Raw genomic sequence first — 11605 nt, 5'->3', positions numbered from 1 at the left:
ACCACCACCAACGAGGCTCGATCGATGCGCACCGACGCCCTGGACTTCCTGCAGAAGCTGCTCAGCGCCCCTAGCCCCTCGGGCTACGAGGGACCCGCCCGCAAGGTCTGGCTCGACCACGTCCGCCCGCAAGCCGAGAGCGTGGCGGTCGACGTGCATGGCAACGCGCTGGCCTCGATCAACCCGCAGGGCGCGCCGCATGTGATGCTCGCCGGGCATATCGACGAGATCGGCTTCCAGGTCTGCTTCATCGACGAGCGCGGCTTCCTACGCTTCCGCCCGATCGGCGGCCACGACCTGCAGGTCGTCGCCGGACGTCGCGTCCAGCTTCACGCGCGCAGGGGGCCGATCCTCGGCGTGGTCGGGCAGAAGCCGATCCATCTGGTTCGGGAGCGCACGCGCGCCACCAAACCCCACGCCGAAGACCTCTGGATCGATGCCGGCTTCGCCAGCCGCAAGGAGGCCGAGAAGCTGGTGCAGATCGGCGATCCGATCACCTACGTCGACGGCTTCGCGGCGCTCCGCGGCGCGCTCGCGGTCGCGCGCGCCTTCGACGACAAGGTGGGCGCCTTCGTCGTCGCCGAGGTGCTGCGGGCGCTCGCCGGGCGCAAGGGCCTCAAGGCCCGCGTTACCGCGGTCGCGACCGTCCAGGAGGAGATCGGGCTGCGCGGCGCGCGCACCAGCGCCTTCGGCCTGCAGCCCGACGTCGGCATCGCCGTCGATGTCACCTGGGCGACCGACGACCCGAGCGTCGACGCCAAGGAGCTCGGCGAGGTCAAGCTCGGCGGCGGACCCGTGCTGGCGCGCGGCCCCAACGCCAACCCGCCGCTGCTCGAGCTGCTGCAGAAGACGGCGCGCCGCGAAGGGATCCCGGTTCAGCTGCGCGCGGTCCCGGCGGCTGGCGGCAACGACGGCAACGCGCTGCAGGTCAATCGCGCGGGCGTCGCCACGGCCGTCGTCGGCATTCCTCAGCGCTACATGCACTCCCCGTCCGAGATCTGTCACCTCGGCGACGTCGAGGCGGCGGTCGCGCTGATCACCCAGACCATCGCCCGCCTCAGCAGCAAGACCTCGTTCATCCCCGGCGGTTGACGCGATCGAGCGGCGAGGCGGCGGGGCTCGGGGCTGGGGCCGAGTCGGCCCCGCCGAGGAAGCTGCAGCTCCAACGGAGCGGGCGACCCTCCCGATAGGGCATCACGCCGTGAAAGACGCGCAGCGGGCGAGCAAAGACCAGCGGCAGGAAGTGCCGATCGCCCTCCCAGAGCGGCAGCTCGAGCACGCGCTCGATGGGGACCCAGCGCAGCGCGCCCTCGGCGCAGCCCGAGCGCGGCACGCCGCTGAAGGCCTCGACCACGAAGACGAAGCCAAACCAATCCTCCTCGCCCGCCGCGCCAAAGCCCGGCCAGCTCAGGGTTCCCGCGAGCTGGAGTCGGTCACAGACGATGCCCGCCTCCTCCTCCAGCTCGCGCCGCAACCCGGCGACGACATCCTCATCGGAGCGCAGCTTCCCGCCCAGGCCGTTGAACTTGCCGTAGTGGGGATCGTCCGGGCGCGCGTTGCGCTCGATCAAGAGCACCTGGCTGCGATCGGGGCTGAGCACATAGCCCAGGGTGGCGAGGATCGGCGTGTAGGGCATGGGGCCATCCTGGCACCGACCCGCCCTGGCGGCTATGCTGCCGTGCAGGAGCGAAGCAATGCCCTGTAACGACATCAGTGAGTTGATCGAGCTGCGACTCGACGCCGGCGAGCGCCTCGAGGGCTTCTCGGTGCAGAAGGATACCTGCGGCGCCCTGTCGGTAGGCCCTTGCTCGCCCCCTACGTCCAGGGTCGGCGACCCGACGAGATCCTCACCGCCGCGTTGACCGAGCTCGTGCCCGAAAACGCGCATACCCGCGAGCTCGACCGCTTCGTGCTTACCAAGCAGCTCCACGCGCTGCAGGCAGCGCTGGCTGCGTACACGGGCCGCGCGGCGGCAGGCAAGGACGAGCCCTTCGTGATCGAGCGCATCGACCATTGCAGCGACGAGACGGTGATCCGCGGCCTCTTGCGCGTCGCGCTGCCGACGGCGGCGATCAAGCCCTGCAGCGGCTGCGGCAGCACGCCCCACCCAAATTGAGCGTTCCTCGGCAACTGAGCGTTCCCCGGGGCAACTGAGCGCTTCGCCCGGGGCAATTGAGCGCTTCCCCGGGACGTCGACTCAGGCGCCGCGCCAGTCGAGGACCGGCCAGCCGCGGCGCCGCGCATGCCAGCGCAGACGCGCATCGGGATTGACCGCGTGCGGGTGACCAACACGCGTCAGCATCGGGATATCGCTGGCACTGTCGCTATAGAAGTAGCTGCTCGCGAGATCGACCCCATGCTCGGCCGCGAAGCGCTCGGCGCGCTCGACCTTGCCCGGCCCGTAGCAGAGCGGGGGCACGGCCTCACCGGTCAGCCGCCCGGCCTGGACCTCGTAGATCGTGCTCAGCCAGGCGTCGAGCCGGAAGTGCTCGGCCGCGAGCTCCGCCTCATAGGGGGAGGTCATCGTCAGCAGGACGAGGACGTGGCCAGCGGCGCGATGCTGATCGATCACGCCCAGCCCGCCGGGCGCCGCATGCGGCACGACCTCGGATTGGTACCAATCGCGGGTCCAGCCGCGGAGCGTCTCTTCCTGTTCGCCCTTGACGGTGCCCAGCGCGCGCCGCATCGCCAGCTCCATGTCGATCGCATTGAGGCGGTAGGCGATCAGGTAGGCTACGCCCTCCAGATAGCGCAGCAGGCTGAGGCGCCCGAGGCGCCGCTCGCGACGAATCCACAGCGCGCCGCTGTTGACGCTGAGCAACGTGCCATCGAGATCAAAGAACGCTCCGACGCGCAAAACGGCCTCCCCCGGCTGGGTCGCCATTCTAGCAGGAGGCTGCCGCGGGCGCGTGGTCGGTGGCCAGGACGCTGTGCTAGGTTCGGCGCGTGGCAGCGCTACCGCAGATCTTGAGCGGCGACAGCGAGCCGGGCTGGTGGGATGAGGGGCTGACACACGCCCTGCTGCGCACCATTCCCGCCGCGACCCGCGTGCTGCTGGACTACCGCTGCGCGGCAGCGCGCGCGGCCCACGTGCTGCTGCCGCAGCTCCCGCAAGCGCGCTACCTCGGTGTCGACAGCGATCGGCGGGCGCTGCGCGAGGCCACGACAGGCCTGGCGGGCACGCGCTACGCCCCGCGCTGCAGCCTGCTGCACGCGGCCGACTCGACCCTGCCGCTCGGCCCCAGGACGGTGGATGTGGTGCTGAGCGTGATGACGCTGCAGCACTGCAGGGACCCGCACGCCCTGCTGCGCGAGGCGCGGCGCGTCTTGCGCGGCGAGGGCTCACTGGTGGCCGTGGAGCCCGACAATCTCGGCCAGCGCTTCTACTTCGACGGACCCCTGCCCGAGGTCGACGAGGCGATGCTGCACCTGCATCGCGCGGCGGCCGTGGCTCGCCAACCCGCCGATGTCGCGCTCGGTCCGCGCCTGCCGGCGCTGCTGCACACCTTTGGCTTCGCGGCGATTGGCGTGCGCCTGCACGCAATCGGCACGTCACGCCGCGAGAGCGCCCGCGCCTACTGCGACCGGCTGCTCCGTCTCGGCGACCAAGCGGCACGCGCGGCCGGCCTCGAGCCGACGGACAGCACCGTAGCTGCCTGCCATGCGGCCGTGCGCCGCGTCCTCTACCTCGGCATGCCGCAGCGAGTTGGCTTCAGCGCTCACCTGGTGCCGACCTTCGTCTGTAGCGGAAAGCAATGAGCCTCATGCGCACCCCTGATGACACCACGACCCCCCCCCTGCGCCAGCCACGGCGCGCTGCGCCGGCGACGGGCAAAGGTCGCGGCCTCGGCCTGCTGCTGGCGCTCAGCGCCTGGGTTGTCGACGGCGGCCACGCGCTCGCGCGGACGGAGCGCGCCGCCACCGAGGCCACGCGGCCGAGCACAGCAGCAGTCGTGGCGGGCACCCACGGCGTCGTCGCGACCGACCACCCGCTCGCCTCCGCCGCCGGGCTCGAGGTGCTGCGCGCCGGCGGCAACGCCATCGACGCGGCCTGCGCCGCGATGTTCGCGCTCGGCATCGTCAACCCCGCGGGCAGCGGCCTTGGCGGCGGCGGGCTGCTGCTCCTGCGCCCGGCGGGCAGCGAGGCGCCGCTCGCGCTCGACTTCCGCGAAACCGCGCCAGGCGCCGCCACGCGCGAGATGTTTTCGCGCGCCGGGGTCGATGCGGAGGCCAGCGCCGTCGGCGGGCTCGCCGTCGCCGTACCCGGCGAGGTCCAGGGCTGCGCCACGGCGCTCGCGCGCTTCGGCCGCCTCGGCCTGCGGCGCGTCCTGCGGCCCGCTATTCGCCTGGCGCGCCGCGGTTTCGAGGTCGGCCCCTATCTGGCGCTGCTGCTTCAGCACGAGCAGCGGGGCCTGCGGCGCAGCAAGGCCCTGGGCCGCACCTACCTCCCCGACGGCGTGCCCCTGCGCGCCGGCCAGCGGCTCCGCCGGCCCCGCCTCGCCACCACCCTCGAGGCGATCGCCCGCCAAGGACCGCGCGTGTTCTACCGCGGGTGGATCGCGCGCGACCTCGTCGCCAGCGTGCGACGCGCGGGCGGCCAGCTCGCCGCCGCCGATCTCGCAGGCTACCGCCCGGTCTGGCGCAAGGTATTGAGCACCCGCTTCGGCCGCTTCACGGTCTTCGGCTTTCCGCCGCCCTCCTCGGGCGGCACGGTGATCCTCGGGGCGCTCAACGTGCTGCAGCAGCGCGACCTGCGTGGCCTCGGTCATAACTCCGCGGCCTACTTGCACCTGCTCGCCGAGACGCTGAAGCACACCTTCGCCGATCGCGCGCGCCTGCTCGGCGACAGCGACTTCGTCGCCGTGCCGGTCGACCGCCTGCTCTCGAAGGCGTCGGCCGATCAGCTCAACCAGCGCATCGGCTACCACGTCGTGCTCGGCGCGAGCTATGGGCTGACCGGCGAAGCCCCGCGCGCACCGAGCGGTGGCCGAGGCGGCACGAGCCACCTCAGCGTCGTCGATGCCGAGGGCATGGCGGTCGCACTGACCACGAGCATCAACACGAGCTTTGGCGCCTTCGTCGTCGGCGCGCGCTCGGACATCGTGCTCAACAACACGATGGACGATTTTGCCGCACGACCGGGCGAGGCCAACGCCTTTGGTCTGGTGCAGAGCGAGACCAACGCGATCGCCCCGGGCAAGCGTCCGCTCTCCAGCATGGCCCCGACGATCGTGACGCGCGACGGGCAGGTCTACGCAGTCCTCGGCGGTTCAGGCGGTCCGACGATCCTCAGCGCGACGCTGCAGGTGCTGCTCAACGTGCTGGCCTTCGAGCTGCCGCCCGGCGAGGCCGTCAGTCGCCCGCGGTTGCATCATCAGTGGCTCCCCAATCAGCTCAGCTATGAGCCCGCGATCACCAGCGACGTGCTCGAGGACCTCAAGCAGCGCGGTCATCGCCTGCGCCTGATTCGCCGGCCACCGGATCCCTACACCGCGGTGCAGCTCGTCACTGTCGAGGGCGCAAACCGGCTCGGTGCCTCAGACCCGCGCAAATTCGGGGCGCCAGCCGCGTATTAGGGGCCGAGCCGAGACGGGTCGAGCAGGGAGAAGAAGCGCCGCAGCACTCGATAGGTGAGACCCCAAACCACCTGCTCGCCGACGCGGATGCCGGGAAGCGCGTGCTCGAGCCCGTCATAGGCGACGCGCATCGTCGTCGCGGACGCCGGATCCCGCAGCGACGCGAGGCCAACCCAATAGAGCGCCTGAACCTCGTGGTTGGGCCGCGGATCGACCGGCTCGGTCAGCTCGAAGACAAAGGGCGTGATCACCAGCGGCAGGCGCCGTCCGCGCGCCGTGGCCTCGACCTCATCCAACACCCCGAGCAGGCGACCCGCGCGTCGCAGGTCGAGGTCGACCTCCTCGCGCACCTCGCGTTCGGCAGCGTCCCGCGCCAAGGCGTCCTCGGGGTCGACACGACCACCGGGCAGCGCCATCTGCCCCGACCAGGGATCGGCCGGGTGCTCGGCCCGATGGATCAGCAAGAGCTCGCAGTCGTCGCCACGCGCGGGCCGCAGGACGAGGGCTACCGCCGCCCGCGCTGCGGCCGCTCCAGGGAGGACCGCGGGCCGATGCCCTGCCATCATCTCCCTCAGGTGCGCGATCCCAGCGCCGACGGTCGCCATTGCGCGTTCAGGGTTGCGGCGCGTTGCCCGGCCGCCACTTGATGTTGCAGCCGATGCTTGGCCGCTGATCGGCGCCGATGGGACGCCCGCCCAGCAGCGCGTCGAGCGCCGCCCGCAGGTCGCGACCCGTCACCGGCAGCCCGTTGCTCGGACGGCTATCGTCGAGCTGGCCGCGATAGACCAGGCGTCGCTCGCCATCGAAGAGGAAGAAGTCGGGGGTGCAGGCGGCCCGATAGGCCTGCGCCACCGCCTGCGTCCGGTCGACGAGATAGGGGAACGCGTACCCGGCCGCCGCGGCCTCGAGCTTCATCGCCGCCGGACTATCGTCCGGATAGGCCTCGGCGTCGTTAGCGTTGATCGCCACCAGGGCCACACCACGCGCGGCGTAGTCGCGCCCGAGACGCGCCAGCTCCTCGCGTACGTGCTTGACGAAGGGACAGTGGTTGCAGATGAACATCACCAGCAGCGCCGGGGCCGACGCGAACGCGTCGCGCGAGACGACGCGCCCGTCGGGATCGGGCAGGCTGAAGTCGGGGGCGAGTGTACCCAGCGCGAGCATCGTTGAGGGCGTGGCGGCCATGATTCTCTCCTAGAGTGAGCGCCCAAGCTACCACGCGGGGGGCGTGGCGCCAGGGGTGTCGCGGCGCCGCTGACCCGCGCCGGGCCGAGGCGCGGCGGAGGCCCGCGTCAACCTCGGGTCGCCGTGTTAGCGTGCCGCCGGCAGTGAGTCCCGATGCGCGAGCTTCTGAACGAGCCTCTGGCAGTGCGCACGACCCTCGGGCTGGGCGGTCCCGCGCGCCGCGTGCTCGAGCTCGAGCACGAGCACGAAGTTGTCGGCGCAGTGCGCGCGCTGCGCCGCGCCGCGACCCCCTGGGTCGTCCTCGGCGGCGGTAGCAATGTGCTGATCGCCGACGAGGGCTTCGCCGGCTGCGTGCTGCAGCCGCTCCTGCGCGGCATCACGCGGCGCGACGACGGCGCCGAGAGCGTCGAGGTCTGGGCGGCGGCGGGTGAGCCCTGGAGCGCCTTCGTCGCCGCCTGTGTGGCCGAGGGTCTCGGGGGTCTCGAATGCCTGGCGGGCATTCCTGGCTGGGTCGGCGCGACGCCGATTCAGAACGTCGGCGCCTATGGTCAACAGGTGTCCGATTGCCTGACGCGCGTGCGGGTCTACGACGCGGTCGCCGACCGCCTCGAGGAGCTGCCGGCCAGCGCCTGTGGCCTGAGCTATCGGCGCAGCGTCTTCAAGCAGGCGGCGCGCGAACGCTACGTGATCCTCGGCGCGGGCTTTCGGCTCAGCCGGCGCCCGGCCCCACTCCCGGCCCATCCGGAGCTGCGCGCGCTGATCGCTGCCTCGAGCGCCACGGCAGCCTCAGCGCAGCGGATTCACGACGCCGTGCTCACCCTGCGCCGCAGCAAGGGAATGGTGCTGGACGCGCAGGATCCCGAGACGCGCAGCGCGGGCTCGTTCTTCCTCAATCCGCAGCTTGCGGCGGAGGAGGCGGAGGCCCTGCTTCGACGCGCCGCCCGCGACGGCGGCGGCGGGGAGGCCTCGACCCTACCCTACCAACGCCTCGCCGACGGCACGATCAAGCTCGCCGCCGCCTGGCTGATCGAGCAGGCCGGCTTCGGCAAGGGCTTCGGTGACGCCAGCGTCGGTATCTCGCGCAAGCACGCGTTGGCGGTCGTCCACCGTGGCGGCGGCAGCGCGCGCGCCGTACTCGCGCTGGCGACGGAGATTCGCCGGGGCGTCCACGCCCGCTTCGGCGTCTGGCTCGAGCCTGAGCCCATGCTGATCGGCTTCGGCGACGATCCCCTGCCGCGCTGAGCGCCTCGGCGCCGCAGTGACGGAGCGCAGGCGACGCGGTCAGAAGTCGACGCGGCGCATCACCTGCCGCGGCAGGGCCCGAATCACCGCCATCACCGCGCGCCAGGCCGCGGGCGCATAAACCACCGGCTCGCCGCGATCGATCGCGCGCAGCACGCGCCGGGCGACGTCCTGCGGGTCGCCCGCGAAGGGGGGTTCCTTGAGGCCGGCGGTCATCCCGGTGCGTACGAACCCGGGCTTGACGCAGATCGTGCGCAATCCCGCGGCGCGGTACTTGTGGTCGAGGCTCTCGAGGTAGTGCGAGAGGCCTGCCTTGGCTGCGCCATAGATCGCCACGGGCTTGCGGCCGCGGTCGCCCGCTACGGAGCTGAAGACACAGAGCGTGCCGCCACCCTGCGCGAGCAGCCGCTTGCGCGCCTCCTCGCAGAAGAGCACGGTGTTGGTAAAGTCCACCGCCAAGAGGCGCGCCGCCAGCGCGGGGTCGTCCTCGAGCGCGTCCTGCGGGGCGAAGACACCCGCGCTCACCACCACCAGGTCAGGTCGTGACAGCAACCGCTCGGCCGCCTCGAGGGCCGGCGCAAAGGTCGCCGGTTGCTCTAAATCACAGAGCGCGGTGCCGGCGACGGCGCGCGCGCCGTAGGACTCGCCATAGGCCTCGAGGTCGGCCGCGCTGCGGGCCAGGTCGTCTGCCTGGCGCCCGAGCAAGCACAGCACGTCCCCGCGCGCAGCCAGCAAGCGCGCCAGGGCGCGACCCATGCCGCGCGTCGCACCGAGGAAGACGACCTTCTGGCTCATGGCGGGTCTCCGAAGAGCCGCACGGAAAGCGCGCTGCGCAGGCGGCCTTCCGGATCCCAGCGCCGCCGCACAGCCTGCCAGCCCTCGAGCCGCGGCTCCATCGCGCGAAAGTGCTCCGCGCGGGTGAAGGCGTCCTTCGCCAGGTAGATGCGCCCGCCCTCGGCGATCACCAGCTCATTGAGCGCGTCGACGAGCTGCTGCGTATCGTCACGAACAGCGAGATCGAGCGCGATCGAGACGCCCGGCATCGGAAAGGAGAGCAGCCCCTGCCCCTGCTCTCCGCAATCCTTGATCACGCAGAGGAAGGACGCGCCGCCGCGCGCCGTCAACAGCTCGAGGAAGCGCCGCGCTGCGCCACGACCAGCGCTCCTCGGCAGCAGGCATTGGTACTGCGTGAAGCCGCGCGCGCCGTAGATGCGGTTCCAGTGGAGGATCGCGTCGAGCGGATGGAAGAAGCTCTCGGGATGGACGATCCGCTGACGCTGCCGCGGCTGGTGCGACCCGTAATAGACCTCGTTGAAGGCCCTGACGGTCGGGCCGCTCAGCGCCCAGCTCGGCAGCTCGAAGGGGACCGTCAGCTTGTGCTTGGCCGCGGGAGCGAAGGGTGGAGCCTCATGCGCCTCCGCCCAGCGCCCGCAGAGCAGCACCCCGCGGCCCAGCTTGCGACCGCGCGAGAGGCAGTCGATCCAACCGACAGTGTAGGGCCACGTGCGGGCCGCCGACTCGAGCGCGTCGAGGTAGGCATCGATGTTCGGCACGCGCTCGCTCTCCTGCCAGATCCACGGCGAGGGGATGCGCTGCAGCGTGAGCTCGACCTCGAGGATGTGACCGGTCAGACCCATGCCGCCGACGGTGGCCCAGAAGAGGTCCTCGTGCGCGCTCGCTGAGCAATCGACGATGCGCCCGTCGCCGACACGCAGGCGCAGCCCCTTGACGTGGCGACCAAAGCTGCCGGCGCAGTGATGACTCTTGTCGTGGACATCGGCCGCGACCATCCCGCCGAGGGTGATGAACTGCGTGCCGGGCAAGGTCGGGGAGCACCAGCGACGGGGGAGAAAGAGCTGATTGATGGCCGCCAGCGAGAGCCCCGCCTCCGCGCGCAGCGCGCCTGTCGTCTCATCGAAGGCGAGGATGCGATCGGCGAGCGGCGTGGCCGCCACCTCCAGCACCGAGGGTGGCGGCAGCGAAGCATCCCCGTAGGACCGTCCGAGGCCGCGCGTCAGCACCGCGCCCTCGGTCAGCGGCTCTAGCGCTTCGGAGCGGCGCTCGCGTCCGGGCACGCTGAGCCGACCCCAGCCGGCCAAGCGTGGCCCCTCAGCGCTGCGCTTCCCCCACCTCAGCATCGTGCGCGTCCCACCATGGAGAGCGAGTCTGCACCGCCGAGAATGATCGGGTCAATCGGGCGCCGGTGGAGGTCGCCAGGGGGCACCCACATTGGCGACTGTAGCGAGGCGCGCGAAGGGCGCATACTTGAGGGCATGCGGTCGACCGGCAACGCAGCGACGCCGACGCGCTCGGCAGACCCCGCGCGCGCTGGCTTCGGGTCGCGTCCGGACCCTGGCATAGCGACGGTCCTGAGGCAGGGACCGCCCGGGTGGCTGCTCGCCTGCCTGGTCGCGGCGTGGCTCCCCGGCTGCGCGCGCGTTGGCTTCGACCCGCGACGCGCCGCCGATCGCGATCTCGGGCCGCTCTCAGGCGACCTGGCGCTCGCTGGCGACGCGCGAGGCGGCGCCAGCAAGGATGCCGCCCCGGGCAGCGACGCCGACGGGGCGGCTCGGTCGACGCGCTTGCGTTTCGCCATCCTCGTGCAGGGCCAGGCCGCCAGCTTCCTCGAGCTGCTGGAGCTGGACCCCAGTGCACCCGCCACGACCAGCGTCCGCAAGGCGGGCGCCGCGTTGCGGCTGGACGGCATCGGCGATAGCTCGGCCCGGAGCCTGGCGCTTTGGCGTGGCACGCTCTTGGTCGGCTCGGGCGCCGCAGCGCGTCTCGAGGTCCTCGGCCTCGATCCCCTGCGTCCGCTGGAGCAGGCGAACGTCGACAGCGCCCCAGCGTTGGCCCCCGAGGACCGCCTCGCGAACCTCCACGGCCTGTGCTCGGTAGCCAGCGGCCTGATCGCCGGCGAGTTCGGCGGCTGGACCGCCGGGAATGCCGTCGGCCTCTTCGTCGAGGTCGGGGGCTCGACCTTCCGCCTCGCCAAGCCCCTCTACCGCACGACCACCTCAGAGGGCGGCTCCCTGTCGTCCTGCGCGGGTACCGCGAGCGATCTCTATCTGACCGACTACGGCGCCTCCGACGACACGGCCGGCACGGTGGTGCATCTCAGCGGCGCTGGCCAGGACTTCACCCTGGCGCACCGCTTCGACCCTGTGGCCTTCGCGGGCGCGGCCACGACCCCGATCTACAGCATCGTGCTGCACACCAACGGGTCGCTCTACCTCTTTCCGCAGCGGCGCTACGGGAACCAGTTGCGCACGCTCGTACGCTGCCCCACCCCCGACATCTCGGCCGCGAACTGCGTCGCGCTCGCCCTGTTGCCGCCCGATCCGGGCGGCGGCGGCGATGTGCCGGCGGGGCTTCAGGGCGCGGCGCAGATCCCCGGCCATGACGATTTGCTCTTCTTCACGAACAGCCAGCTCTATCGCTACGACTTGGCCGAGGACACGGTCACGCCCCTGCTCGACCTGAGCGCCGCCTTCGATGACCTGATCACCTCGTCCGGAGCCCGCGACGCCATCCAATCCCTACGACACCTCGTCTTCCTGCCCAATCCCCCCGCGCCCCGGTCCTAGCAGCCGCTTGGTCGCCAG

At 71.7% G+C, this 11605-nt stretch carries 12 protein-coding genes; 6 read left to right on the top strand and 6 right to left on the bottom strand.

Annotation, left to right across the window (positions count from 1 at the left end):
• Nucleotides 1-24: 24 nt before the first annotated feature.
• Nucleotides 25-1092: a M42 family metallopeptidase gene (locus IPL40_01480; protein MBK8479841.1), complete on the top strand. Its 1068-nt coding sequence runs from the start codon at nucleotides 25-27 to the stop codon at nucleotides 1090-1092.
• Here IPL40_01480 and IPL40_01475 read toward each other — a convergent pair.
• Nucleotides 1076-1636, bottom strand: a complete 561-nt coding sequence (locus IPL40_01475) for an 8-oxo-dGTP diphosphatase (protein ID MBK8479840.1) — start codon at nucleotides 1634-1636, stop codon at nucleotides 1076-1078. The genes IPL40_01480 and IPL40_01475 overlap by 17 nt on opposite strands.
• Nucleotides 1637-1804: 168 nt before the next feature.
• Here IPL40_01475 and IPL40_01470 point away from each other — a divergent pair, with 168 nt between their 5' ends.
• Complete coding sequence (locus IPL40_01470; GenBank protein MBK8479839.1) at nucleotides 1805-2116, top strand: hypothetical protein; 312 nt, start codon at nucleotides 1805-1807, stop codon at nucleotides 2114-2116.
• 81 nt (nucleotides 2117-2197) lie between these two features.
• Here IPL40_01470 and IPL40_01465 read toward each other — a convergent pair whose 3' ends face one another.
• Complete coding sequence (locus IPL40_01465; protein MBK8479838.1) at nucleotides 2198-2857, bottom strand: HAD family hydrolase; 660 nt, start codon at nucleotides 2855-2857, stop codon at nucleotides 2198-2200.
• An 89-nt stretch (nucleotides 2858-2946) separates the two neighbouring features.
• On the opposite strand from IPL40_01465, the gene IPL40_01460 reads away from it, so the two are divergent.
• Together IPL40_01460 and ggt are read left to right on the top strand one after the other, a co-directional pair.
• Nucleotides 2947-3759, top strand: coding sequence for a methyltransferase domain-containing protein (locus tag IPL40_01460; GenBank protein ID MBK8479837.1), 813 nt, complete (start codon nucleotides 2947-2949; stop codon nucleotides 3757-3759).
• Between the two features lie 5 nt (nucleotides 3760-3764).
• Entirely contained in the window at nucleotides 3765-5576 is a 1812-nt protein-coding gene (gene ggt / locus IPL40_01455; protein MBK8479836.1) for a gamma-glutamyltransferase, read from the top strand.
• Here ggt and IPL40_01450 read toward each other — a convergent pair.
• Nucleotides 5573-6139, bottom strand: coding sequence for a CoA pyrophosphatase (locus IPL40_01450; GenBank protein ID MBK8479835.1), 567 nt, complete (start codon nucleotides 6137-6139; stop codon nucleotides 5573-5575). The genes ggt and IPL40_01450 overlap by 4 nt on opposite strands.
• Nucleotides 6140-6188: 49 nt before the next feature.
• Entirely contained in the window at nucleotides 6189-6761 is a 573-nt protein-coding gene (locus tag IPL40_01445; protein ID MBK8479834.1) for a thioredoxin family protein, read from the bottom strand.
• 153 nt (nucleotides 6762-6914) lie between these two features.
• Here IPL40_01445 and IPL40_01440 point away from each other — a divergent pair, with 153 nt between their 5' ends.
• Nucleotides 6915-8003, top strand: coding sequence for a UDP-N-acetylmuramate dehydrogenase (locus IPL40_01440; GenBank protein ID MBK8479833.1), 1089 nt, complete (start codon nucleotides 6915-6917; stop codon nucleotides 8001-8003).
• A gap of 39 nt (nucleotides 8004-8042) precedes the next feature.
• On the opposite strand, the gene IPL40_01435 is transcribed toward IPL40_01440, so the two are convergent.
• Together IPL40_01435 and IPL40_01430 are read right to left on the bottom strand one after the other, a co-directional pair.
• Nucleotides 8043-8798 (bottom strand): SDR family NAD(P)-dependent oxidoreductase, encoded by a 756-nt coding sequence (locus IPL40_01435; protein MBK8479832.1) that lies wholly within the window; start codon nucleotides 8796-8798, stop codon nucleotides 8043-8045.
• A complete protein-coding gene (locus tag IPL40_01430) occupies nucleotides 8795-10141 on the bottom strand; it encodes an FAD-binding oxidoreductase (GenBank protein ID MBK8479831.1) in 1347 nt (448 codons plus the stop codon). The genes IPL40_01435 and IPL40_01430 overlap by 4 nt, the downstream gene beginning before the upstream one ends.
• Nucleotides 10142-10276: 135 nt before the next feature.
• Here IPL40_01430 and IPL40_01425 point away from each other — a divergent pair, with 135 nt between their 5' ends.
• Nucleotides 10277-11587 carry a hypothetical protein gene (locus IPL40_01425; protein ID MBK8479830.1) on the top strand — a complete coding sequence of 437 codons (1311 nt, stop codon included), beginning with the start codon at nucleotides 10277-10279 and terminating at the stop codon, nucleotides 11585-11587.
• The last annotated feature ends 18 nt before the right edge of the window (nucleotides 11588-11605 follow it).

This window comes from Pseudomonadota bacterium, assembly GCA_016711215.1.
Lineage (GTDB): Bacteria > Myxococcota_A > Polyangia.
The sequence above is the reverse complement of the archived record's forward strand: the minus strand, read 5'-3'. Positions and strand labels throughout refer to the sequence as shown.